At 39.6% G+C, this 26,071-nt stretch carries 25 protein-coding genes; 8 read left to right on the top strand and 17 right to left on the bottom strand.

Annotated features, from left to right (window positions below; genetic code table 11):
* Window positions 1–23: 23 nt before the first annotated feature.
* The 9 genes from iscX to trmJ form a co-directional block, all read right to left on the bottom strand.
* A complete protein-coding gene (gene iscX, locus PING_RS07050) occupies window positions 24–221 on the bottom strand; it encodes a Fe-S cluster assembly protein IscX (protein ID WP_011769718.1) in 198 nt (65 codons plus the stop codon).
* Window positions 222–265: 44 nt separating this feature from the next.
* Window positions 266–604 (bottom strand): ISC system 2Fe-2S type ferredoxin, encoded by a 339-nt coding sequence (fdx, locus tag PING_RS07045; RefSeq protein WP_011769717.1) that lies wholly within the window; start codon window positions 602–604, stop codon window positions 266–268.
* A 40-nt stretch (window positions 605–644) separates the two neighbouring features.
* On the bottom strand, window positions 645–2,516 hold the full coding sequence (gene hscA, locus PING_RS07040) for a Fe-S protein assembly chaperone HscA (protein ID WP_011769716.1): 1,872 nt from the start codon (window positions 2,514–2,516) through the stop codon (window positions 645–647).
* Window positions 2,517–2,776: 260 nt separating this feature from the next.
* The gene (gene hscB / locus PING_RS07035) at window positions 2,777–3,286 is read right to left on the bottom strand and encodes a Fe-S protein assembly co-chaperone HscB (RefSeq protein WP_011769715.1); all 510 of its coding nucleotides are present in this window, start codon (window positions 3,284–3,286) and stop codon (window positions 2,777–2,779) included.
* 96 nt (window positions 3,287–3,382) lie between these two features.
* Complete coding sequence (iscA, locus tag PING_RS07030) at window positions 3,383–3,706, bottom strand: iron-sulfur cluster assembly protein IscA (RefSeq protein ID WP_041766116.1); 324 nt, start codon at window positions 3,704–3,706, stop codon at window positions 3,383–3,385.
* A gap of 73 nt (window positions 3,707–3,779) precedes the next feature.
* Window positions 3,780–4,166: a Fe-S cluster assembly scaffold IscU gene (gene iscU, locus PING_RS07025; protein WP_011769713.1), complete on the bottom strand. Its 387-nt coding sequence runs from the start codon at window positions 4,164–4,166 to the stop codon at window positions 3,780–3,782.
* A gap of 130 nt (window positions 4,167–4,296) precedes the next feature.
* Window positions 4,297–5,508: an IscS subfamily cysteine desulfurase gene (locus PING_RS07020; RefSeq protein WP_011769712.1), complete on the bottom strand. Its 1,212-nt coding sequence runs from the start codon at window positions 5,506–5,508 to the stop codon at window positions 4,297–4,299.
* A 29-nt stretch (window positions 5,509–5,537) separates the two neighbouring features.
* The gene (iscR, locus tag PING_RS07015) at window positions 5,538–6,014 is read right to left on the bottom strand and encodes a Fe-S cluster assembly transcriptional regulator IscR (protein WP_011769711.1); all 477 of its coding nucleotides are present in this window, start codon (window positions 6,012–6,014) and stop codon (window positions 5,538–5,540) included.
* A 145-nt stretch (window positions 6,015–6,159) separates the two neighbouring features.
* Window positions 6,160–6,924: a tRNA (cytosine(32)/uridine(32)-2'-O)-methyltransferase TrmJ gene (gene trmJ / locus PING_RS07010; protein WP_011769710.1), complete on the bottom strand. Its 765-nt coding sequence runs from the start codon at window positions 6,922–6,924 to the stop codon at window positions 6,160–6,162.
* Window positions 6,925–7,171: 247 nt separating this feature from the next.
* Between trmJ and suhB the strand changes: the two genes are divergently transcribed.
* The 3 genes from suhB to xthA all read left to right on the top strand — a co-directional run bounded on the left by suhB (window position 7,172) and on the right by xthA (window position 9,460).
* A complete protein-coding gene (gene suhB / locus PING_RS07005; protein WP_011769709.1) occupies window positions 7,172–7,960 on the top strand; it encodes an inositol-1-monophosphatase in 789 nt (262 codons plus the stop codon).
* A gap of 360 nt (window positions 7,961–8,320) precedes the next feature.
* Window positions 8,321–8,557: a TIGR02647 family protein gene (locus tag PING_RS07000; protein WP_011769708.1), complete on the top strand. Its 237-nt coding sequence runs from the start codon at window positions 8,321–8,323 to the stop codon at window positions 8,555–8,557.
* A 93-nt stretch (window positions 8,558–8,650) separates the two neighbouring features.
* Window positions 8,651–9,460, top strand: a complete 810-nt coding sequence (xthA, locus tag PING_RS06995) for an exodeoxyribonuclease III (RefSeq protein ID WP_011769707.1) — start codon at window positions 8,651–8,653, stop codon at window positions 9,458–9,460.
* Between the two features lie 229 nt (window positions 9,461–9,689).
* On the opposite strand, the gene PING_RS06990 is transcribed toward xthA, so the two are convergent.
* From PING_RS06990 to PING_RS06975, 4 genes are all read right to left on the bottom strand, one after another.
* Window positions 9,690–10,418 carry a TIGR01621 family pseudouridine synthase gene (locus PING_RS06990; protein WP_011769706.1) on the bottom strand — a complete coding sequence of 243 codons (729 nt, stop codon included), beginning with the start codon at window positions 10,416–10,418 and terminating at the stop codon, window positions 9,690–9,692.
* Window positions 10,411–10,998, bottom strand: a complete 588-nt coding sequence (locus tag PING_RS06985) for a UPF0149 family protein (RefSeq protein ID WP_011769705.1) — start codon at window positions 10,996–10,998, stop codon at window positions 10,411–10,413. Before PING_RS06985 ends, PING_RS06990 begins: the two co-directional genes overlap by 8 nt.
* 155 nt (window positions 10,999–11,153) lie before the next feature.
* Window positions 11,154–12,116: a 6-phosphofructokinase gene (pfkA, locus tag PING_RS06980; protein WP_011769704.1), complete on the bottom strand. Its 963-nt coding sequence runs from the start codon at window positions 12,114–12,116 to the stop codon at window positions 11,154–11,156.
* Between the two features lie 919 nt (window positions 12,117–13,035).
* The gene (locus PING_RS06975; protein ID WP_011769703.1) at window positions 13,036–14,598 is read right to left on the bottom strand and encodes a SulP family inorganic anion transporter; all 1,563 of its coding nucleotides are present in this window, start codon (window positions 14,596–14,598) and stop codon (window positions 13,036–13,038) included.
* 796 nt (window positions 14,599–15,394) lie between these two features.
* Between PING_RS06975 and PING_RS06970 the strand changes: the two genes are divergently transcribed.
* The gene (locus PING_RS06970; protein ID WP_011769702.1) at window positions 15,395–15,916 is read left to right on the top strand and encodes a GNAT family N-acetyltransferase; all 522 of its coding nucleotides are present in this window, start codon (window positions 15,395–15,397) and stop codon (window positions 15,914–15,916) included.
* A 395-nt stretch (window positions 15,917–16,311) separates the two neighbouring features.
* Here PING_RS06970 and PING_RS19410 read toward each other — a convergent pair whose 3' ends face one another.
* The 4 genes from PING_RS19410 to PING_RS06950 form a co-directional block, all read right to left on the bottom strand.
* Window positions 16,312–17,943 carry a sensor domain-containing diguanylate cyclase gene (locus tag PING_RS19410; protein ID WP_011769701.1) on the bottom strand — a complete coding sequence of 544 codons (1,632 nt, stop codon included), beginning with the start codon at window positions 17,941–17,943 and terminating at the stop codon, window positions 16,312–16,314.
* Between the two features lie 33 nt (window positions 17,944–17,976).
* A complete protein-coding gene (locus PING_RS06960) occupies window positions 17,977–18,966 on the bottom strand; it encodes a substrate-binding domain-containing protein (protein WP_198134747.1) in 990 nt (329 codons plus the stop codon).
* A 120-nt stretch (window positions 18,967–19,086) separates the two neighbouring features.
* A complete protein-coding gene (locus PING_RS06955) occupies window positions 19,087–19,281 on the bottom strand; it encodes a hypothetical protein (RefSeq protein WP_041766112.1) in 195 nt (64 codons plus the stop codon).
* Between the two features lie 758 nt (window positions 19,282–20,039).
* The gene (locus tag PING_RS06950; RefSeq protein WP_157035317.1) at window positions 20,040–20,342 is read right to left on the bottom strand and encodes a hypothetical protein; all 303 of its coding nucleotides are present in this window, start codon (window positions 20,340–20,342) and stop codon (window positions 20,040–20,042) included.
* An 83-nt stretch (window positions 20,343–20,425) separates the two neighbouring features.
* Here PING_RS06950 and PING_RS06945 point away from each other — a divergent pair, with 83 nt between their 5' ends.
* From PING_RS06945 to PING_RS06925, 4 genes are all read left to right on the top strand, one after another.
* Window positions 20,426–21,058 (top strand): c-type cytochrome, encoded by a 633-nt coding sequence (locus PING_RS06945; protein WP_011769699.1) that lies wholly within the window; start codon window positions 20,426–20,428, stop codon window positions 21,056–21,058.
* A 10-nt stretch (window positions 21,059–21,068) separates the two neighbouring features.
* On the top strand, window positions 21,069–22,109 hold the full coding sequence (locus tag PING_RS06940; protein ID WP_011769698.1) for a c-type cytochrome: 1,041 nt from the start codon (window positions 21,069–21,071) through the stop codon (window positions 22,107–22,109).
* 442 nt (window positions 22,110–22,551) lie between these two features.
* A complete protein-coding gene (locus PING_RS06930; protein ID WP_011769697.1) occupies window positions 22,552–24,237 on the top strand; it encodes a tellurite resistance TerB family protein in 1,686 nt (561 codons plus the stop codon).
* Between the two features lie 162 nt (window positions 24,238–24,399).
* Entirely contained in the window at window positions 24,400–25,455 is a 1,056-nt protein-coding gene (locus PING_RS06925; protein WP_011769696.1) for an SPFH domain-containing protein, read from the top strand.
* Window positions 25,456–26,071: the final 616 nt, after the last annotated feature.

Genomic DNA, 26,071 nt, shown 5'->3' with positions numbered 1-26,071 from the left:
CTCCAGGTAATTTGGATATAACATTAAATTTCGTCAATCCAGCATTGCTGGACGGCTTCTAGAATCCGCTCGCTGCAATACTTAGGATCATCCTCAAAATCATCGAGACTTAAAATCCACTCGCGCAACGCAGTAAAATGCAGTTGGGTTGGATCTTGCTTAGGATATTTATCAATCAAAGCTAATGCTATTTCTAAAGAATCTATCCATTTTAACGTCATGTTTATCTCCTCATTAGAGTTAAATACGGCCTAGTCTGATATTACTAATGACTTTCTGAGACCATATTAACGGTATATTTAGGAATTTCTACCACTAAATCTTTATCTGTTACACAGGCCTGGCAGCTTAGGCGGGAGTCAGGCTCAAGTCCCCATGCTTTATCTAACATATCATCTTCCAGTTCATCACTTTCTTCAAGCGAATCAAACCCTTCTCGAACGACAACATGACAGGTAGTGCAAGCACAGGATTTTTCACAGGCATGTTCAATATGAATGCTATTTCTTAAGGCAATATCTAAAATAGTCTCGCCTTCTTTAACTTCAATCACTAAACCATCAGGACATAACTCTTCATGGGGTAAAAATATTACTTTTGGCATATTAATGGTACCTTCTATCTTTTAAATTAATTAATGCGTGCTAGATTTGATCTACTGCGCGACCGGTTAATGCGCTTTTGATTGATGAATCCATACGCAACGATGCGTAGTGATCTGTTAGTTTATCAATCGCTTCAAGTGCTTCTTTAATGGCGTGAACATCATCACCTTCAGCAATTTTAGCAAGCACGTTAATATTATGTTTAATAACCTGATATTCGTCTAAATCAAGCAGCTCTGCACCATCTTTATCAAGTGCCGCTTCAAGATTCTCAATAACACGTTTAACTTCGACTTTTTGCTCAATTAACATACGTGCTTGCATATCTTTTTCAGCAAAAGTCATGGAATCAGTTAACATCTCCATCACCTGCTCATCGCTTAAACCATAAGAAGGTTTTGCTTCTATAGAGGCATGCACACCGGAAGATTTTTCCATTGCATTAACACTTAATAAACCATCCGCATCAACTTGAAAAGTCACCTTAACATGTGCCGCACCTGCCGCCATTGGTGGGATACCGGTCAAGACAAAACGCGCTAAAGAACGGCAATCACCAACCATCTCTCGCTCGCCTTGTAAAACATGGATCAACATTGCAGTTTGACCATCTTTAAAGGTAGTAAACTCTTGCGCACGGGCAACGGGAATAGTGGTGTTACGGGGGATGACTTTTTCAACTAAATCGCCCATTGTCTCTAGACCCAATGAGAGAGGTAGTACATCCAATAATAACATTTCTGAATCAGGTTTATTACCGACTAAAATATCAGCCTGAATGGCAGCGCCAATAGCGACTACTTTATCGGGATCAATATTGGTTAACAGTTCTTTTTTAAAGAAATTAGCCACATTCTCACGCACTAACGGGACACGTGTTGAACCACCGACCATCACAACTTCCACTATTTCATCGAGGTTAATGTCAGCATCTCTGATCGCACGCTTACAGGCACGTAATGTTTTTTGAACCAATTTTTCAATCAGTCCATCAAAAGTGTTTTTATCAAGCGTACCTGACCATGGCACAGTATTAAGTTTAATCTCAACCTGTTGTTGATCGCTTAACTGCTGTTTGCTTGTCCGTGCAACCTGTAATAACTCTTGCTGTAATTGCGGCGATATTTCACCGGTAATACCGGCTTCAGATTTAATCCAGTTTACAATGGTCAAATCAAAATCATCACCACCAAGAGCTGTATCTCCCCCCGTAGCAAGCACTTCAAAAACCCCGGCATGCAGGCGCAAAATAGAGATATCAAAAGTCCCGCCACCTAAATCATAAACGGCAATCACGCCCTCTTGCCCGGAATCAAGTCCATAGGCAATGGCCGCAGCAGTCGGCTCGTTTAATAAACGTAAAACATGTAAACCTGCCAAACGCGCAGCATCTTTTGTGCCTTGACGTTGTGCATCGTCAAAATAAGCAGGCACGGTGATAACAACGCCATCAAGGTCCCCCTGCAGACTTTCCGTTGCACGCAGGCTTAATATCTTTAAAATTTCACTTGAAGCCTGAACGGCATTGATTGCACCCGCTCTGGTGTTAATTTGCGCTAAACCACTTTCGTGAGCGCTAAGCTGGTAGGGAAGATGGGTTTTATCCAAATCAGCTAATGTCTTGCCAATCAGTCGTTTAACAGAAACTAGGGTATTTAAGGGATCCGTTAAAAGGTGTTGCCGTGCATCATAACCGACGCTTATCTGCGTATCACCTTGAGCATTTTTTTCACCATAGTGCACAACGGATGGCAGCATATCTTGTTGCTGATGGTCGACTAATGTAACAGCCCCACCACTACGAACAGTTGCAACCAATGAATTGGTTGTACCTAAATCGATACCAGCAGCTAATTTATGCTGGTGCGGCGCTGCAGATAAACCGGGCTCTGCAATTTGAAGTAATGCCATCGTTTAATATCCTGTATTCTAGTGTGATACCAAAATAATTAATGAAGTAATCAATAAGTACAACGGAAAAAATAAACTCTAACAAGATGAGAATTGGATCGTTATTCTCACTTCACAAAATCCTATGCAACGATTTTGAACAGCTTTAGCTGACCAAGAAGTGGTAAAGAACAAGATCGTCTAAATAAAACTCATCACACAGTTAGGGATAATTTTAACCAGCAAAGCTGATCACCTTTTTAATTCTTTTGGTATTAGTATTAATCAAATAATTTTTCTTCGATTAATACTAATTCAATTTGAAGTTTGAGCATAAATTTTAATTGTCTGATGCTGTCCGCAGTTGCTTCCAATTCATCATTTTGAAGTTGCACTTCTATCTTTGACTCTAAACCTGCGACCTGCTGCTGTAATTGCAGTGCAAATTCATCCATTTTATCTTGATCATCTTCTGTAAATGCTGCGATAGTTTCACGCCATTCCATCTGCTGCACCAAGAAAGCAGTATCTTGTAATGTTTTATGTTCTAAAGCGATATCCAGGCCGGCCAATAAAAGCAAATATTGTGCACGTAAACAACTGTTTTTTAATGTCTGATAAGCATCATTTATTTCGGTGCTTTTCTGCATTGCGCGCAAACGTTCACTGTCGTTTTGCATCACAAATTTATCCGGATGGTATTGCTTTTGCAGTTCGCGGTAAGTTTCGGATAATCGAGTTTGATCAATTGGAAATATAACCGGAAGAGAAAATAGATCGAAGTAATTCACAACAGTTCCCTAAAAAAAAGAGGAAAAATGTAAACATAATTCCTCAGTAAAAATACGATTTATCAGTATAACGGGTTAAAGGATTAAATTTAAGTGTTAAACATTAAAACTTTCACCGCAACCACACTCACCGTCTATATTAGGGTTATTAAATTCAAAGCCCTCATTTAGGCCTTCTTTAACAAAATCTAATTCGGTACCGTCAATGTAAAGGAGACTTTTTTTATCAACAACGACTTTGACGCCTTTATCGATAAATACTTGGTCGTCATCATTAAGCACATCAACGAACTCGATTACATAAGACATACCGGAACAACCCGATGTTTTAACCCCTAACCGTAAACCAATCCCTTTACCGCGATTAGATAGAAAAGCAGCAACATGTTTTGCAGCTGGTTCTGTCATTGTGATAGCCAAAATTGACTCCAGTTATTAATTCAAATATTCAATATTGGCAAATATCATCAAGATGATACCTGCCAAACCGCTTTTATGCGTTCGGGTGTTTACTTTTATAATCAGTAATTGCCGCTTTAATCGCATCTTCCGCAAGAATAGAACAGTGAATTTTTACTGGCGGTAAAGCAAGCTCTGCTGAGATTTGAGTGTTAGAAATAGTACCCGCTTGTTCTAGCGTTTTACCTTTTACCCATTCAGTCACTAAAGAGCTTGATGCTATTGCGCTACCGCAACCGTATGTTTTGAATTTTGCATCTTCAATCAGACCGTTCTCACCAATTTTAAGTTGCAGTTTCATTACATCACCACAAGCAGGTGCACCCACCATACCAGTTGCAACACTTAGATCATCTTTGTCAAATGAACCAACGTTACGTGGGTTTTCATAATGATCTATTACTTTTTCGCTGTAAGCCATGATATATATCCTTTTAGTCTTTTATCTAAAATCGTTTGTGAATGTAATTTAGTGTTCGTTCTCTTTGATAAAAATACAATGCTGCTTTTATCAGCCTTGTACTATTATCTAAAAAGCTCAATCAACCCTATTAATGTGACCACTCGATACTCTTAATATCGATGCCTTCTTTATACATATCCCATAAAGGAGACATATCACGTAAGCGTCCAATATTTTTACGAATAATATTAATTGCGTAATCAATTTCTTCTTCAGTAGTGAAACGGCCAATACTGAAACGAATTGAACTGTGCGCCAACTCATCATCACGGCCTATTGCACGTAAAACATAAGAAGGTTCTAAACTTGCCGAGGTGCATGCACTGCCTGAAGAAACCGCTAAATCTTTAAGCGCCATCACCAAAGACTCACCTTCAACATAGTTAAAACTAATGTTGATATTACCCGCAATACGGTTTTCTAGAGAGCCGTTGACATACACTTCTTCCATATCATTAACGCCATTTAATAAACGCGTTCTTAATGCCAAAATACGTACCTCATCAGAAGCCATTTCTTCCTTGGCAATACGGAAAGCTTCGCCCATAGCGGCTATTTGGTGTGTTGGCAATGTACCACTGCGCATACCACGTTCGTGTCCGCCACCGTGCATTTGTGCTTCTAAACGCACGCGGGGTTTACGACTGACATATAGTGCGCCAATACCCTTAGGACCGTAAATCTTATGCGCTGAAAATGACATTAAGTCTACTTTTAAAGCTTGGGTATCAATCTCTATTTTGCCGACACTTTGCGACGCATCAACATGAAAGATAGTTTTATTTGCACGGCATAGTTCGCCAAATCCTGCGATATCTTGAATAACGCCAATTTCATTATTAACGTGCATTAAACTCACCAGCACAGTGTCTGGACGTAATACCTCTTTTAATTGTTGTGGTGTTACGATGCCATCTTCCTTAGGATCAAGGTAAGTCACTTCGTAACCTTCACGCTCAAGCTGACGACAAGTGTCTAATACTGCTTTATGCTCAGTTTTTGCGGTAATAATGTGCTTGCCTTTTTTAACATAAAAATGCGCAGCACCTTTAATAGCAAGATTGTTTGATTCTGTCGCGCCGGAGGTGAAAACAATTTCACGAGGATCTCCACTGATTAAATCGGCGATTTGTTCACGAGCGACATCTACCGCTTCCTCGGCATGCCAACCAAAACGATGCGAACGGGAAGCTGGATTACCGAATTCGCCGCCTGGGGTTAGATATTGCATCATTTTTTCTGCAACACGTGGGTCAACCGGTGTGGTTGAAGAGTAATCAAGGTAAATTGGTAATTTCATTTGTATCTCCGCTGTGCTATATAAACGTATTAGTGTGACTTAACATTTAGCTTTTCAGTTTGGTTAAATTTATTATTTTGAATTCCAGAAATATGCTGTACATGATCAGAGACCATTAGCTCTTCAAGGGTAATATTATCTAAAAAAGTACTGATGCGATCACTCAGCTGAGCCCACAAAGAGTGTGTCAAACACTGTACCCCATCTTCTGCACAGCCCCCTTTTCCGCCGCATTTTCTGACGTCTACGGACTCATTAACAGCATCAATAATCATTGCTACAGAGATTTGATGACGCTCTTTGCCCAGTTTATAACCACCACCTGGACCGCGAACACTGCTCACCAACTCTTTTTTGCGTAATTTGGAGAAAAGCTGCTCAAGATAGGAAAGGGATATTCCCTGACGCGCCGAAATGTCAGCTAATGGCACCGGGCCTGTATGCTCTTTAATAGCGACATCAATCATGGCGGTTACTGCATATCGCCCTTTTGAAGTTAATTTCATAATGCTTCACTTATATAGTGGGAAAATGAGATATAACAACCTATAGCAACACTTTCCGTGGACTTCATTGTGTTATTATAAATACCTGACAAAAATAGTCAAGTAAAAATACCTGACAAAAATAGTCAGGTAAAAATAATGCACTTTATGAGATTTTATTCTTTGCCTGCATCGATTGATTAACTTCTTTTTCTGCTGAACTCACTGATTTTTGGACGCTACTTAAAATCCCCCGCCACATTCTCAGCTCTTTGACTTCAGGACGAGCGCGGTTGAAAAAGCGGCGTAATTTATTCATTACCAATCCCGGATGTGCGGGAACGATAAAGCCGGTATCTTTTAAAGTTTGTTCTAGGTGGTTAAACAATCCTTCGATTTCGTCAGCAAGAGGATATTCCTGTGGCTGCTCAGGGTAAGCCTTAGATGCCAAAAATTCCATGCGAACTTCATAGCTCAGAGTTTGTACAGCCATTGCTAAATTTAATGAGCTATAGTCAGGATTTGCAGGAATAAACACATGAAAATGACACTTTTGTAGCTCATCATTAGTCAAACCACTATTTTCACGACCAAATACTAATGCCACAGGATGTTTATTGCCTTCTTCGACAACTTTTTGACCCATTTCTCGAGGATCCAACATAGGCCAGTCCAAAGTACGTGAGCGAGCACTTGCACCAATCACTAAACCACAATCAGCAATTGCATCATCTAACGTATTGCAAACTTTATGATTTTTTAATACATCCGAAGCACCCGCAGAAAGTGCAATGGATTTTCCATCAATTTCACATTCAGGCGTGACAAGTACTAGTTTTGTTAACCCCATTGTTTTCATTGCTCTTGCTGCACTGCCGACATTACCGGGATGAGAAGTGCCAATGAGTATAATGCGCACGTTTTCTAGCATTTGTATTCCTTTATGTTTAAGACGAATTTAAGTGCCCGAAGTTTACCACTAATTAAATTACAAAAAATAGTTCTATTAACGCTGTTTAATTATCTATTTTTTAGAATAAAGCAAGTGATTACCCTTAAAATTAAACACTTGCTCGAAAAATAAACAAGGCAAAATATTGCAGATTTATGTGATCTATGTATAATTCTGCGCCGAGGGAATCTCCCTTCAATGTTCTTTAAAATCTAATGGTGATCCAATGCATCCAATGTTAAATATTGCGATTCGTGCTGCCCGTAATGCAGGCAAAGTAATTGTTAAAGGCTACGAAAATTTAGAAGCCGTCGAAGTTGAAGAGAAATCGTTAAATGATTATGTCTCCAGCGTTGATAAAGAAGCGGAAGTTGCAATAATTGGTACTTTACGCAAATCATACCCCGACCACTGCATCATTGCGGAAGAGTCAGGTACAGATGATGGTAAAGACAAGGATTACCAATGGATTATTGACCCGCTGGATGGTACAACTAACTTTATCCACGGTATTCCTCATTTTTCTGTTTCTATCGCATTAAAAATAAAGGGCCGTACTGAAGTGGGTGTTGTATTCGATCCCATTCGTAACGAGTTATTCTCGGCCGTTAAAGGTCAGGGCGCTCAAATCAACGGCTACCGTACGCGTACTAATACAGTCGCAAAACTTCCCGGTACACTGTTAGCTACAGGTTTCCCTTTTAAGCAAAAATACCACACAGAAACATACTTAAATATCTTTAGAGATTTATTTTTGGATGTTGCCGATATGCGTCGTAGTGGCAGTGCTGCACTTGACCTTGCTTACGTTGCGGCAGGTCGTGTAGACGGATTCTGGGAATTTGGTTTAAAGCCTTGGGATATCGCTGCTGGTGAACTATTAGTTAAAGAATCGGGTGCAATGATGACCGACTTTAACGGCGGCAATGATCAAATGAAATCCGGTAATGTTGTTGCAGCAAATCCAAAGCTATTAAAAGAAATGCTAACGGTTATTCGTAAACATAACCTTTAATACATTTGCTATAAACAGCATTAGCTTTTTTGTAAAAACGCAAACACCTGTTTGCGTTTTTATGCAAAATAATGATTAAAAGAGATACTAACGGGTATTGGTAAACAAAACCTGTAAACAGCATTAGCCTTTTTTATGCCAAATAATGGTTAAAAGGTATACTAGCGGGTATTAGTAAAAAAACAGCTTACAGTTAACTCCCCAGTAAGCTCAGAACTTCTATAACGTTTATTTTATAACCTATATTTTACTTAATAATGGCAATAGGTTGATCCACAACAAATTCACATCTGCTATTAATTGCAATTTAATCTCAACTACATATTATGAATATTCCGAATTTAATAAAAGTGAATAATCATGATTAAAAATTACCCTGATACTTTATTTGAAGAAATGAAACTGCTTTCTAAATTCCCATTTGCATCCCAACAAGAAGGTATTAAAGTTCATAAGGATGCCGATCCGTCAATTGTTACCGCAGCCAAATCGTTATTCGATAAAGGGTTAACGACTCTGCCCGATGGTGGTTATTTAACTGACAGCGGTTTCGAAACAGTCGATCATCTTAACCACGTCTTAGCGACATTAAGCTAAACCGATATTTTTCTGATCGACTCTGTTGAGTTATTAAACCGGACGAGGTACATTCTCCGCCTTCTATAATTTTATTCTATTTAAGGCCTTTTAATGAAAGTTATCTCGTTCAACATCAATGGGCTGCGAGCTCGTCTCCACCAACTGCAAGCTATTATTGATAAACACCAACCCGATGTCATTGGATTGCAGGAAATCAAGGTTCATAACGATGTTTTCCCTGTTGCTGATGTTGAAGCGATGGGATACCACGTCTATTTTCATGGGCAAAAAGGCCATTACGGTGTGGCAATGCTTTGTAAAAATAAAGCCCTCGATGTGCAATATGGTTTTCCTACGGACGATGAAGAAGCGCAGCGCCGCATGATCATGGTAACAGTGCAGGATAAAGCGGGTTTACCTGTGCGCATCCTCAATGGTTATTTCCCCCAGGGAGAGAGCCAAAATCACGAAACCAAGTACCCTGCAAAACGTAAGTTTTATCAAGATTTAAATATTTATCTCAATGAGTACCACACTGCAGAGGACCAACTGATTGTAATGGGAGATATTAATATTTCCCGGCTTGATTTGGATATCGGCATTGGTGAAGTAAATGCAAAACGCTGGTTACAAACAAAAAAATGTAGTTTTTTGCCAGAAGAGCGTGAATGGTTAGCTAAATTGATGGATTTTGGTCTTATAGATACCTTTAGGTTATTAAACCCCGAAGTATCTGACCAATATAGCTGGTTTGATTATCGCTCTCGTGGGTTTGATGATAATAGAGGCTTACGTATAGATGTTATTTTAGCCACGGAAACATTGGCAAATAAGACCATTGATACCGGTATAGATTATGAATTAAGAGCTATCGAAAAACCTTCTGATCATGCTCCAATATGGACAGAGTTTGCTAATTAATACCAAATTCATTAAATTCATGCCCATTTATGCTTGTTAAAACACATGCTAGCTAGACATAAAACTACGTTTTAGTCTTTGTTATTTATTTTATAATTAGAACAACTAGTTACTGCAATCAATGCCTTGCTTTAATGCGTTTTAACGGCGCCTAAATAGATCTTCTAATTAGTGAAATTGGTATAATACTTTAGCCTAGCAAACTTATTTAAACTCACTTTAGGTGAGTTTAAATTTTTGGCCAATCCAACTTTCCAACAGCACCAATGGCTTCTATTTGATTAATAAAAACATCACTTGTAAATAAACAACCTGACTTTGGATATGCTTTAAAATGGTAATCTTGATTATTTAACTTAAAGTCAATCTGGTAGGCATGCAGATAAGCACGATCAAATGCAGCACTCTGCGGCGATTTTTCAGCATAGAGAGGATCACCGCAAATAGCACTGCCGATACTGTTAAGTGCAACACGAATCTGATGTGTTTTCCCCGTACGCGGTTTAATTACAAACAGACGTTTGCCATTCTCTAAGGAATAACTGAAGAACTGTGTGATCGCTAAGTTATTAGTCTGTTTAGTTAATTTCCACATAGAGCGACGCGACTTTTCCATCCCGCCTTTTATTAAACCCTGTTTCTTTTTTGGTTTTTTATCGCTAATAGCCAGATAATATTTTTGAATCTGATGCTCAAAAAACAAGGCGGAAAGCTGCGCGGCACTCGGTGAAGATTTAGCCAGCAGTAACAAACCTGAAGTCATTTTATCTAAACGATGAACGCTATAAAGTTTACAGGAAAACGCTTTTTCAGCGGCAACCACTACACCAAACTCGCCATCTTCACTGTGAAAATTAATACCGGCCTGCTTATTGATGACAATAAATTCATTATTTTCATGCACCACTGAAAAATAATTTTTATAGTTAAAAAAAACCTCATCTACACTATTAGTCATGATAATTTGCCTGCAAAGAAAAATGCCCCAGTGTACCTAATAGCAGGGGTAATGAAGACACTATTTCATCTACTTCAGGTAGTTGATTAAAAAGAGTCAACATCTCCAGATTATCGCCACTGGGATTCGTTATTTTACTTAATAGTAATGTTGCAGTTTGTAATAACTGCTCAAGTGTCCCTTCTTTCACTATCTCAATATTCTGCTCAATACTTTGAAAACCCGATAAATAACCTGATGCAAAACGGCTGCCCTGCTCGGTAATTTCTAGGGATTCATTTATCCATCTCTGTGTCGGTAACACAAGCGCTATCGATTGTTGGTAGCCAGTCAAACAAGCATCGTAAAACTGCATGCATGCAGTCGCAAATTCAACCGCTAACTGCTCATTGCTAAAAGAAGGCATTAGACCTTCAGCCCATAAACAGGGCAACCAGTCCTGAAGATCAAGTTGTGTGGGAGACGCACTAATGGCGCAGATAAACCCTAACATTTGATCAACATCCAGCGCATTTTTTTTGATTTCTGCTATTTCACAGAGCGCGACTAAAGCTTGATAAGGGGAGGTTTGTTTATTCATTTTCACCTAAAAAATTCCATGTCTAAATAAGCGGTTGCCAGTGTTACTGTCTATACTTAACGTATTGTAATTTTAAGGATTACAGCGTTAGCACCGAGCCAAAAAAAAGCCTACCATAAGGTAGGCTTAGATCATTTAAATTAATCGGCTTATTATTAGAATAACACGTTCGATAAATTGTATAAATCTTCACGGAACGGACGCTCCATCTCTTCTAAACATTCAATAATATCATGGTCAACCATCTTGCCATACTGAAGACCGATACAACGCGCACTTTTACCATCAATCAAAAGCTCAACTGCACGGGCACCCATACGACTTGCTAATACGCGATCAAACGCCATAGGTGAACCACCACGTTGGATATGGCCTAAAATAGTGGCACGCGTTTCTCGGCCGGTCTTTGCTTCAATACGTTTAGCCAATTCTGTCACATCCGTTACATGTTCAGTGATCATAATAATGGCATGCTTTTTACCCGAGGCTTCACCCGTTTCAATATGCTCAAATAATTCAGCTTCGTCAAAACCTATTTCCGGCAGGACAACATATTCACTGCCGCCAGCAATGGCAGACCAAAGCGTTAAATCACCACAATAGCGACCCATTACTTCAACAATAGAGATACGGTTATGTGATGAAGAGGTATCACGTAAACGGTCTACCGCATCAACAATGGTATTTAAGCAGGTCATAAATCCGATAGTATAATCTGTTCCGGCAATATCATTATCAATTGTTCCAGGAATACCGATACAGGGATAACCCATTTCACTGAGTTTTTTCGCCCCCATATAAGAACCATCACCACCGATCACAACTAATGCTTCAATACCGTGCTTTTCTAGATTTTTAATCGCTTCCTGACGGACACTTTCTTCTTTAAATTCAGGAAAACGGGCACTGCCCAAGAAAGTACCACCACGGTTAATCATATCCGAAACAGAATGACGCGTTAACTGTTTGAGATTACCTTTATGAAGTCCGGCATAACCATCATAAATACCATAGACTTCAATATCATTTGCCAGAGCACAGCGCACGACTGCACGTATTGCTGAATTCATACCCGGTGCATCACCGCCGCTTGTTAAAACACCAATTTTTTTAATCATTTGCTACCTCATCCTGTTACTGCTGTAACTGCTAAGTCAATATTCGAAATATGTGATTCGGAAGGGATATCCTGAACTTATATCTGCCTACCTTAAAATTTTTTAAACTAAAACTGAGTAATTAATAAAAATTAGTCTACCTTTTTTTATAGCATCTATCTATTTAATTACACTATGTTACTTTTCTGATAAATGCCTCGACGGTAAGTTTTAATTTGCGCTAATTATCTGCTAAAAAAGAATAACATTCTTTGTTTTTCCTCAATATCAGGTACAAAAGAAACATCTTTACTGTCACATTTCTGTAATGAAAAATCGTTATAGTGCCCCTAAATCAAACAGGAGAAAATAATATGAGAAACAAAAGAAAAACCCTACGTAACAACCATATCTGGTTTTCACTATGGAATACAAAAAACCTTCAAGAAGCCCCTAAGTGTGACGCAACTTATCGCCCTACTCGCGTTTCAAGTAAATAAAGTCTGATACAAATCACCAGAATGCCCATTTAAAAGTGCTAAGCAGCATTTGAAATTATTTCATTATGGGACGGGGGGAAGAAAGAAAGAAAGAAAAAATAAAGACTATAATCAATGTGTTACATGATTAACTTAAAACTGCATCATGTTGTAACCCATTGATTAAAATAAGTTAACCCTCTTTATGCATTAACATTAAGACTCTCTGATAGTATTACTACTAATGAAAAATAGTGGAAAATTTCTTAATTGCATTGTTATTTCCCATCTACTTTATGGCTTAACCTTAAGACACTTTAAGTGTTTTATTACTAATGGAAAATAGTGAAATATTTATTAATTCCACTATTATTTCCCATTCATTTCTTGTGCCTATTAGTCTCTATTGAATGCCTGAATTGTAAAAGCGAAGGGCTCATCTTACCCAAAGCTTTAATTTATTAAGCGAGTTCATCAGAAACAACTTTATAAATAGGATCTTCAATGGTATTAACCTCGACCAGCACGCCGGCTTTACTCAACAGTTTGTGACAGTCTTTACTGAGATGACGAATATGTAGTTTTTTGCCCTCTTTTACATAACGATCCGTTAATACACAGATGGCTTCAATCGCAGAATGATCCGCAACACGAGATTCCGCAAAATCAACAATGACGCTGCGAGGATCATTTTGCACATCAAAGAGGTCAAGAAAATGACTCACTGAACCAAAAAATAAAGGGCCGTTAATGCGATAGGTTTTTTCTTTTTGATCTTCACTGGTAACATTTACTGCATAAATATGTTTAGCATGCTCCCATGCAAATACCAATGCTGAAACAATCACTCCCACAAAGACTGCAATGGCCAAATCAGTGACTACCGTCACCCCTGTTACTAAGATAATAACGATCGCATCTTTCTTGGGTACCTTACGCATCATCTTAAACGACGCCCATTCAAAGGTGCTTAATACAACAATAAACATCACACCAACCAGTGCCGCAATAGGTACTATCTCAATTAAACCGGAAGCGAATAAAATAAAGGCTAACAGTGTCAGCGCTGCCGTAATACCCGATAAACGACCACGGCCACCTGAATTAATATTGATCATGGACTGTCCGATCATTGCACAGCCACCCATGCCTCCGAAGACACCATTGACCATATTTGCGCCACCCTGTGCGATACACTCTTTATTAGCGCGACCACGCGTTCCGGTCATTTCATCAATAACAGTCAAGGTTAATAGCGATTCAATAAGGCCGACTGCCGCTAATATGAATGAATAAGGTAAGATAATAGCCAAGGTTTCCATCGAAAATGGCACCACAGGAAATGCAAATGTTGGTAATGTACCTGCAACGGTGGCGTTTTCATCACCCGTCATACTGCGCAGGAAATCAACAACGGTACGTGCCTCTAAAGCAGGAATAAAGTAAACTAATAATGTAACAACCACAATCGCCGCCAGCGTTGACGGTATTGCTGTGGTAAATTTAGGCAGAAAATGAATAATCAGCATCGTTAGCAGCGCTAAAGCAAGCATGATATATAACGATGAGCCCTGCATCCATTCAAGTTCTCCTACTTTATTGACTACTTTGAACTGCCCCATTTGGGCCATGAAAATAACAATTGCCAAACCATTCACAAAGCCAATCATCACGGAATGAGGCACCATGCGAATGAATTTACCAAGGTGAAAAACACCAAATAAAATCTGCAGTAGACCCGCGAGTAAAACCGCTGCAAATAAATATTCAACGCCGTGCTCAGATACCAGAGACACGATAACGATTGCCATTGCACCGGTAGCACCGGAAATCATTCCAGGACGGCCACCGAAAAAAGCGGTAATTAAACCGACCATAAAAGCGGCATAGAGACCAACCATAGGTTCAACACCCGCAACAAATGCAAATGCAACCGCCTCAGGCACTAATGCCAGGGCAACGGTTATCCCCGAAAACACATCATTTTTGACACTACTCTTATCGACTTGTGGAAATTCAAACACAGCTTGTGATCCTTAATGAGTACAAATAGTACCCACGATGACTTAATGGGATAGCTATAATAAATTGGTGGCATATTATAGCCAATTTTGCGATCAACATCAAAAAAAATATTTTCTTTAATCTTTATTACAGAAAGTGCCCGATAGCTTAATAACATTTAATTAAGCTTACTATTCAAAGGGTTAATAAAGAGAATAGTCATTATTCAACTGACAATAACCCGCACTACTGCTTTTTGCACATCAATGTTTTTATTAAGGTGCTTTTTTAATGCTCCAACATAGAAAATAATGCCAATCAGTTTAACCTTGCCTGCGTATCTAACCTGATTTTTAATCTATTACCATCTAAACTTCATCTAAAAATAATAACTCCCTTGGCGTTTTATGACTGATGAATACCAAATCAATTAATTTTCTGCTCATTTACACGGGTTAAAACACATGCTGGCGAGACATAAAACTACGTTTTAGTCTTTGGTTTAACTTTTATTGTTGCTGTTTCGCCCTAGGTACTCTGTTTCCACTTGCTAAAGTGTTTATTTATTACACTATAAGCGGATGGTAATTTCTATTGCCGCCTTGGTCTGGTATTTTATTATTTGAATCTAAGCATTGAATTACCTATAAAATCAAAGTGGATTTTCTTTCTATTATCACTCAATTTAACCAATGGGTTATTAAAAGTTGGATTAACTCATTGAATATCAATAAAATATAAATTACTCTCGTTTTATTTTATACTGATGGGCTGAAAATAAGAAATTCTACAGCCCTATAGACAAGAGGAATATTAATGCCAAAAATTCACACTCAAGATCCAAAGTTTTTTCTGCAAATTGCCAGCCCTGATGACGCAGTACTGGTTGTTAACTTTATGAAACAGCTGGGTACTTTTCAAAAAATGGCCGATAAAATAACTGCCACACCAGAACGAATAGAACGATTGCTTGCCGCTAAGCAAGGTGAGGCCGTGTTTGGCGTTTATGAGGGTAAAATGGTTGGCTTTGCATATTTCCATCAGAAAAGCTCAGCCTTTACGGGCCGCTTAGGGTTATACATTGACGGGTTCTTCATTGATGATTCAATGCGCGGTAAAGGATTGGGCAATATCATGATGCACTTTTTATCAAAATATGCCCTTGATCGTGGATGCGAAATGCTCGAATGGGCTTGCTTGGATTGGAATACTCCCGCCATTGAATTTTACCAAAAATTAGGCTCTGACTGTATTGATACGATGCGCATATATCGCCTATCCCCGGATAATTTAGCGGCAAACGCGTTGCTGTTTAAAGATGCCCCAAAACCTCATTGAAAAAATCTCGTTGAGGAAAGCCAATCTTTTTATTGCAATTCTATGTTAATAAAAAGGCACTTTATCGCTAAATATGATCGGGTATTTGTGTAATTATGCCACAGAAAAAATTAGAGCATGCTGAATTAAATAATGAGTTTTTTTAAGGAATTAGAACATCATTATCCCTTAGCAATGTGCTAATTTGACGGATAGATTGTTAATAATGACTTTTAATGCAGTATTTTCTGTAATTTATTTTACCGGATATCCAGCGTTTACCCGTATGCTCGGCAAACAATGCAAGTTTATCAAGTAAGCCCACGGCGCCATGATACTTTCGCCAAAATAGCATGCTAATGCTAACCAAGCCTCACGCTCTAAACCCGCTACACTCAAAAAATTTGGCTGTCCAGCTATTTACTTTGATTCCGTCCACCAGTTTTGGCCAGATAGAGTGCTTTATCGGCCTGAATTAATGCGGTTTCAATGGGGGTTTCATTTAGCTTGACCACAGATATCCCAATACTTGTGGTCACTTTTATTATAACGTCAGGTGTAAGCTCCAGCTGTAACTCATCGATGCGTTGTCGTAATCGTTCTGCCGCCAGTCTTCCTGATACAAGATCAGTGTCCGGCATCATCAAGGTGAATTCGTCACCCCCCAGGCGGGCAAATACATCAATAGTTCTTGTACACTTTAGGCAGTTATCCGCCACCAAGGACAAAAGTTTATCTCCAACATCATGGCCGTAGGTGTCATTGATATGTTTAAAATGATCGATATCTATCATCATGATGCAGGTTTTATTTGGTCGTCTTTTGGAGCGCTCAGTCTCTTTTTCCGCATAAGTAAAAAAGCTGGCCCGATTGTTTACCTGTGTTAGGTGGTCAATGGTTGCCATCTGATGTGTCAGCAAAGCCTCCTTTAGTAATCGCTCTAAAGCGCGTGCCATGGCAGCAATTTCATCACGCCCCCGAACCCGAATTTTGGTATCTGAATCGCTGGTAGGGATACTACGCATGGCCTGACTGATTATCGTCAGACGGTTACCAAAGCCGCGTACGACAATTATCCAGTAAAAAATTAACAGCAGTGTAGCGGCAATAATATTAAGGATCACGGTGAGATTGATGGCTCTTTTTTCTTGAACGATTGCGGCATCGGCAGTGGTTTGAAAGCGACGAAAAATTCGTTGTCTATAATCTGACGTGAGTGATGTTAGCTGATCGGCAAGTTGATCCAATTCTGTTAGATATTTTTTAGCAGACACCTGCAAGAACAATACGCGCTGTTTAATTTCAAAAACTCTGTTCCTTTGTTCTGAAGGCGTATTCAGCCATTGCACGATGGTGGAGGAGTGTGCCAACGAAGACTTATTTTCGCTCACTTCAGCCATTAGCTTTTCACTGCAAAGAAGGAATTCATCTTCTTGTTTTTTTAGCTGTTGTAACGTTTCAGCATAAAGGGCGCGTTCGATCGAAACGACCATACAGATGGTGATGTCTTGGATACTCGCAAAAAGAGCAGTATCTATCACTGTCGCAGTTTGTTGTGTGTAAGCATCAAGAACGTCGTTGCGTATAGTCTCTAAAATCTCTAATTCCGAAGCAGCTACACTCCGCGCCTGATCTTCTTTTGTAAAACTACTATTGATAACTTGAAACACAATTTGTGACAGGGAGCGGATTGACTGGCTCAGACTGTTCACTGTTAGCACATTAATATCTCCCCCTTCCAGTGAGATGGCAGAGGTTTTTATTTCCAATTCGTCTAATAATTTGCCAATCGATATATAAGAATCCGTCAATTTTTTTTGTTGTTGGGCCCCGATAAGACGATTGGTTTGTAGCGCGATACTATTCCCAATAACTTCAAGTTCGTTGGCCGCGTTTATCATAGGTACTGCGGTTGAAACGAATTTTTCTATCGAGAAGGTGAACTGCTTAATAAAATAGATCTTTAGCAAGTCATCGCTGCTAAATACCAGGACTGCAGAGATAAAGACCAAAAGCAATTTTCCTTTAATGCTGTATATGTAGCTCATTCAGTTTCCTGCTACACATGTTATTAAAGTCACTTATTTACCCAACCAGATTTTTGTATAAAATCGACGGTAGTTGTTATCTGGATCAAAAGGAGTCAGTGCCCGACTGTAGTTATCGATATTTTCTGTCGTCACAGTATAGGGTGGATTCACATAACCGCTGGGATCCTCTCCAGCAACCCTTCGATTGAGCTCATCTATGAGCTGCCAGCCGTGTAACAGGAGTGGCTCGGGTATAGTCGCGGCTTGATATTCATGATTGCGTATCCGCATAAAAGCTGAGGCGCTACCGTCACCGGCCGAGATGTTGATCGGCGCTTCATCAGAAGATTTTCCAGCTAGAATCAGGGGTACAACAGCGTGATCAAAATAAAGATCATTGATTCCAATGGCATGGGTCCAGTGATTGCCATACCGTTGCAGGAGCTCCGGAATTATCTGATTCATCTCTTTTGCAGTAGTATCAAGGGCAATATCTTCAACAGAGAGCAGTGTGGATTTTGGACTGGCATGAATGATATCGCCCATCAGTTCGGCCTTTTTCATGGCAATGGCATAACGACTATCAGTAAAAATGACCACACCCGCCTTACCAGATGATTTCTCAATAGCATAGTTGGCCGCGGCTCTCGCTACGGCAAGGGAATCGGTGGTAATATTTATAAATATTGGAGTGCCTTCGACGGGTCCAGGGAAGGGGCTGGAGTGCCAACTGGCCACGGGAATGCCTGCATTGGCAAATAACTGTAAATACTTGTTATTTTTCAAGGCGTCAACACCACCGATAATTAATCCATCTGGCTTAAGCTTTAGCGCCTTGTCAAATACACGTGCTCGTTGACTCTCAATGCTGCCAATATCAAGAACGATTAAACTCCAACCAATAACTCGTGCGGCTTCTCTAACTCCTTCGCCAACTCCCAGAATACCTGCATTTTTCAAATCCTCTGCGACATAGACAATTGTCTTCCCTGATTTGGCAGACGGCCCCGTACGTGGGCCATCCCATCGACTGGTAGCCAAAGCGGAATGACTGAAAATCAAGCTACAAAGAAGTGTCAGTATGGTATAAAGGTGCGGGCGTAGACCACAAAATATTGATTTCATATTCAGATTCTATTTGATATTTAGATAGCACTAAGGCTAAAAAACAAGAGTAATGTCACCGATCATAACAGCAACCATTTCATTCACCTTAAAAGAGCGGTAGGTGTTATTGGTCTGCATCTGACCATAGTAGGCTGGCAAATGCGGGATACCTGAATCGGTAGCACCGTTTTTGTTGCCACCATTGAAGTAAAACAGAGCGATACTGCTTAAATTTTCACTCAAAGGCATTACCACGATCCTCACCAGAAAAGGCCGCCAAGGCTACAAATGCGACAATGAACATCGTAACCACAAACCTCTTTATCATCGTCATATCCTAGCGTTTTTTTTATTTTTTAATATACCAGGCTGTGGTTGACTAAATCAAATAATGAACAGCATACCCAAAAGACTGTATTTTATTCGAAAAAGCTAAAAATGGCCTGTATTGGTTAGAATAACTATTTGAATCTATTTTCAAATTAAATAATACAATAACACACGTTAATGAAAATGGTTTGCAAATACTTTCTAGTTCATATGAGATCCGGTTAAGTCATTATGATATCTTTGCCAATTAGGGTAAAAGCGGGACACACAAGCCTTTTTAGGTTAATAAATTGAATTTAAAAATCAATTTCGTCTTAACAAGTCAAAAGTAGGACAGCCAAAAGTAGGACAGCCAATTTTTTATTACAATTTTCTGTTAATAAAAAAGGCACCTTATCGCCAAATATGACCGAGTATTTGTATGATTACAGCAGAGAAAATACTTTAGAAGGTGCTGAATTAAATAATGAAATTTGTTAAAGAATTAAAATATCGATATGACTTAGCAAGGTGCTAATTTGATGGATAGATTGTTAATAATGGCTTTTAATGCACTATTTTCTGTAATTTATTTTTACCCGATATCCAGCGTTTACCCGTATGCTCGGCAAACAATCCAAGTTCATCAAGCGAGCCGACGGCGCCATGATAATTTTTACCCAAATAGCATGTTAAGCTTATCGCTCTAAACCCAGTACACTCAAAAAATTTGGGTTTTTCCCGCTAATCGCACCGCATTTATCATATCTGATAACTCGCCCGGTCCAGTCAACAAGCTCTAAATAGTCGATGAAAGAATAAGGGATACCTTGCGGCTGCTCGTTATATTCCCCCGCTACAAAGCCGAATAAAGGTTTACCAACAATGTCTGAGCATACTTTTTCTTGATCGCAACAACCACCATGAAGTCGCTCAAAAAGGAAAGTATATTCTGATTGTTCTATACTTTCCGTCATTTTCGCAAGGATATATGTGGACAACCACAATACCCAAGTCTATAAATAACCTTGATAATAAGAAAATAAATATCTAACAAAATAAAAACAATTTTTGTGGAGTACTTATGTCAATAACCAAAAAAATTCAACGCTGTGTGGGATTAGGGACTCTGTTCCTATTAATGAGTCCTGCTTTTGCGACCTCTGTTCCATCCGCTGCAGCCGTATGCACCAGTTGTCATCTGACGACGGGGATGGGATCACCTAACACCAAACCTAACCCTGCCCCTATGATTGCAGGACAAGATCCTGAATACCTCACCAACCAAATAAATCATTTCCTGTCGGGGAAGCGAAGCGATCCGCTTATGACCGCAATGGCTGTAATGGTTTCTGATCCGCAGAAAAAAGCGGAAGCCGTAAACTACTTTGCTTCTCTGTCGACACCTGATATTAAAAATCTGGAGCAACGCGGCGATCACGTTATTATTTATGATCCTGCCCGTAAATTGGTTTATCAGGGTGATTGGAAGCGCAATATTCCAGCTTGCTCAACCTGTCATGGTGCAAGTGGTATAGGCGTAGAAGCCTTCCCTCGTTTAGCCAATCAACATCCCAACTATATTGAGATGCAGCTAACCGCATGGAAAAATAATACACGTTCTGGGGATCTCAACGATGTAATGGGCAGTATTGCAAGACAACTCACCAATACTGAAATATCTCAATTAGCACTCTATTTTGCTAATGTGAAATAAGGAAAATACGATGAATAAATACCTAATCGCGCTGGCAACTGCCACCTTATTTTCACAAAGCGTTATGGCAACGACGGAGATGGAACTGCCGGATAGGCAAGCTGAGCTGCCGGCACACCCAAAAACAAAAAAAGTGGATCAATTAGTACCACGGGACTTAAGCACTATTCCCAATACGCCTTTTGGTGCAAAAGTAAAACAGGGCTACTCCCTGTTTGTTAATTCACAAACCCTACGAGACAAGTACGTCGGTAACGAACAAAACTGTGTCAATTGCCATATGCAGGCAGGCATGAAAGCCAATTCAGCCCCACTTTGGGGAGCGTTTATGGCCTACCCTGCTTATCGTTCTAAAAACGACAAAGTAAATACCTATGGGGAACGTATTCAAGGTTGTTTTACTTACTCAATGGACGGTACTCCACCAGCAAAAGACTCTCCAGAGTTAGTCGCACTGAGTGCCTACTCTTATTGGCTGGCAATGGGCGGATTATTCGATCAATACGACATGCAGGATAGACCTATTTCGGAATTATCTGATGCAGCCCTGCAATTAGGTGGTAATGATCCATCATTTATTTTACCTGTTGAAATGAAAGAAGATTTACCCGCAGGAAAACGGGGAACCTTAGCAGGTCGTAGCTACCCTAAACTTGACAAACCTGAGCAAGGCCCTTCAATTGAACGTGGGGAGATTGTTTATAATACAACCTGTGCAAGTTGTCATGGTGCAAATGGCGAAGGCATTAAAGCCAACGGTGTACAATCTTTCCCACCATTATGGGGCAAAGATTCGTTCAACTGGGGCGCAGGAATGCATCGTGTTAATACAGCGGCATTCTTTATCTATGAAAATATGCCACTGGGTAAAAGCATTCAAATAGCCAAACAACAAGCATGGGATGTAGCCGCCTTTATGAACAGTCATGAACGCCCTCAAGATCCTCGTTTTAACGGCGATTTAAAGGCAACTCAGGAGAAATATCATAATCACCAGGGCTACTACGGAAAAACCGTTAATGGTAAAGTGATCGGCTCCAACGCATTTTAATAAAAAATACTGATAAAATAGCCTCTCTATTGGCTAAAAAAAGCCCTTATTTATTTCTGCCAAGAATTGAATAAGGTTTTTTTATTATAATATTCCTGATACACCACTCCCGTATAACTCACAGTGCGGTATGAAGGGACAGCACGCTCATTCGATTTTCCTGCTTGCTGAAGCACTTGTTCAGTACCATAAAAATGGATGGGAATTTTCGTAGCTGCATTGATTTTTGATATCGGAGTCAACAAAAAAAGTCTCTTTTGACCCATAAAGCAGATAAAAATGTTACCGCTTTATACTGAAAAAAGAACCAAGCACAATACAGGTGGCAGAGCTCTGAACAAAAAATCAGTGACTAGGCTTATAGATTTATCACCAGTTTCAGGGGAAGGGTTTATTATCTGTTATAAATAGATTCCCTTTAAATAAATGAGAAAGCTTCTCTATGTTCCCGCTCATATTTATTCTTATTATTGCAGCAGTCGTCATTACCGGCATTATTGAGGGGAAAAAATTTCAGAATAAAAAAATTAAAAACACCATAATGCGCGGTGTGCAGAAACAGGCCCTGAAAAAGCAGCTGATTCAGCAGAATAAAATTCGACACCTGGATAAACACTTTTCCACCGCACTTATTACCAGCCGAGTTGAAAATGCCTTTTATATTATCAAGCAGGCCTGGTCTGAGCAGGATATCTCCTATTCCCGTGCTTTTATCAGTGATGGTATCAGCGAGTCCTATCAGATTCAGTTTGAGATACAAAAGAAACAGCAGCACCGTCGTAAAATAGAAAACCTGATCATTACTAACAGTGAATTAGTTGGAATAGAAGCGGATAAACACTTTGAAACACTGCACTTTAAAATAACATCACGGGCAGATTATCCGATCGAAATAAAAGGTCGCAATAAACAGACTGACAGTTGGGTGCCGTTAACAACTAAAACCGAGTATTTAACCTATGTACGCTTACCCGGCGTGCAGACCCGCACTCAGCCGGGCCTGATGGAAGGAAACTGCCCGAACTGCGGCAGCACCTTAAAGCTTAGTCAGTCTGTCCGGTGTCAGGCTTGTCGATCGCTGATTGGATCAGGCGAATACGACTGGATTTTAGCGAAGATCACTCAGGAAGCGCAGTGGCGTTTTCAGAATGCAAAAAGACAGATAAACGGCGTAAGTGATTATCAGGTTGTCGATCCGGCTTTTAATATCCCGCTGATTGAAGACAGGGTAAGTTCTGTTTTCTGGCGGATGCAGAAGGCCTGGTTAATACAGAACAGCGATCCGCTTCTCGCAGTTGCTCACCCGAGTTATATCGAAAAATTCAATCAGCTGTCAGCTGCACATTTCTTTGATAATGTGCAGCTTGGCCTGTGCGAAGTGAGTAAAGTGCAATTTGGTGAAGACATTGACAAAGTGTATCTGTTAGTAAAATGGCAGGGCAACAAGATTTCACATACGGAAAAAGTATCCACAGCCATCGGGTATTATGCTCATCACCTGACGATGATAAGAAAATCAGGTGTTAAAAGCGATATCAAAAAAGGCCTGCATTCTTTACACTGTTACCGCTGCGGTGCACCGCAAACCAATAATTATCAGGACTGCTGTGAGTATTGTAACAGTTCTTTTAATCAGGGTGAGCAGGACTGGATTTTACAAGACTTTATCCCACATATTGAACATCTTGTTAAAATGAAAGGTCTGGAATTTGCGTTTCAGGAAAGAGCTCAGGTCAAAAGTGATCGTATTTTTGATCCAATATCACTATTATCAAGCTTAATCTTAGTTTTATTTGCCGACGGTAGAGTTGATAAACAGGAGAAACACTTATTAGATCAGTTTGTTAAGAACCGCCGCATTCCGCAGAGCGTATTAGATAAGATAATTGTGGCCGCTGAAAATGGACAATTAGATATGCTCACTCCGGATGAAACTCTGGATGCATCTGACTGGTTAGATAAACTGATTGAGATGTGTTTAGCCGATGGTCAGGTCTGTGTCGAGGAGCGAAAACTATTATTACAGTTTGGAGAAAAATTTAATTTTTTAGCCATTGATATTAACCTGCGTATTAAACGTAAACGCCATCAGCTATATCGGCGAAGCCGACAAACTTTAAAAAGCTAAACATCAATAACCAATAACCAATAACTAATAACTAATAACTAAGTGCTCGCCCGAAAGCTTTCTGATATTAAAGGGTGCCTTTATTGAGTAAACTGCTAAAAAATAACGGGAAATTGTTGTAAGAGTACTTACAATATATTGATAATGAGGGAGGGATAAATAATGAATATCATTGATCGTGTCAAATACAATGGTCCCGGTGATGTTTTTGCCTGGCGTTGGCCCCATGACAGTCTAGTATGGGGGACACAGGTTATTGTTAACCAGGCACAAGAGGCGGTCTTTTATAAAGACGGCAAAGCACTTGATGTACTCGGCCCGGGCCGCCACACACTAAAGTCTGCGAATATTCCGTTATTAGAACATCTGGTTAATATCTCTTTTGATAACCAGTCCCCCTTTGCTGCAGAAATTTATTACGTTAATAAAGCCGTTAATCTAAATATGAAATGGGGTACGCAGGAGCCAATCCCGATTCTAGAGCCTGTTTATAATATTTACATCCCGTTGCGGGCATTCGGACAGTTCGGCATAAAAATTACCGATGCAAAAAAGTTTGTTACTACGCTAGTGGGAACCGTTGACGAGTTCGATGCAGAGCAAATTCTTAACTATTTTCGTGGCCATCTAATGAGCCGGATAAAAGACTTTATTTCTAAAAAAGTCATTAACGATAGAATATCAGTGCTTAATATCAGTGCGCATCTTAATGAAATGTCAGCGGCCCTGCAGAACGATATCATGGCTGAATTTAAGCGTTTCGGTATTGAAATTGTAAACTTTTATTTGAATTCGATAAACGTGCCACAGAATGATGACAGCGTAATACGTTTAAAAGAGATACTGGCGAAAAAAGCGGAATTTGATATTTACGGTGAAACCTATAACACCGTTAAAATGTTTGATGTAGCGGAAAAAGCAGCTTCAAATGAAGGTGCGGGTGGTGTTGCCGGCGCAGGTGTCGGCATGGGAGTGGGTTTCGGGATAGGCAATCAGATGATGAAGTTGAATTCAACATCAATGGAAAATGAACAAAGCACCATTATGGCAGGCCCGTCTTGTTCGTCTTGTCAACAGACTATTCCGCAGGGAGCAAAATTCTGCCCCAGCTGCGGCAGCGAACAAGTACAAGCACAGGTAAAAAAATTCTGTGTGGACTGTGGCACAGAAAGATCATTAGATGCCAAATTCTGTCCCGGCTGCGGTAAAAAACAATAATACCCATTCTATTAATGAGTTAATCTATTCAGGGTGCAAGAAAAATAAAGCGCCTTGAACGGGAGTGCCTGCTTATGAACTGCCGTTCAATTCGCCTACCCGTTTTTTCTTATTTGTATGCTTTCGCTTGAGGTGTCTGGTTTAACTTTTATTGTTGGTCTTTCGCCCTTGATGGCGACTTTACTTTGCTTTTGCTATTGAAAGAGCATGATTCCCTCGAACTGCGAAAGCCTATGAAGAACAAATACAATTGATCAAGACACCTATATTAATTATTTAAGGAAATTTATCAAGACACCCATGTTAATTATTTAGCGCTCAAAATAATACCACTGTATTAGAGAATCGCGTTGGGAGAGAGGTTTGAGCGTAAATCACTGCGCATTGTCTCTGTGAAACCATAAAAGTACAAAACGGCTATTGAGTCAGATTTCGGATGGTGTACAGCCTATTTCATATAACGGCTTTATTTAATATAATGTAGCACGTTGAAATAATGATAAAAAATAGATATTATCGTGATTATTTTCAATGATATAGATGCACACATTTTAGCGTATAATAAGACCTTTAAAACGATTAGTATTATACAGGGAAATAAATAAGCGACCAGCAG

Source organism: Psychromonas ingrahamii 37 (genome assembly GCF_000015285.1).
Lineage (GTDB): Bacteria > Pseudomonadota > Gammaproteobacteria > Enterobacterales > Psychromonadaceae > Psychromonas > Psychromonas ingrahamii.
This window is presented reverse-complemented; position numbering and strand designations above follow the sequence as displayed.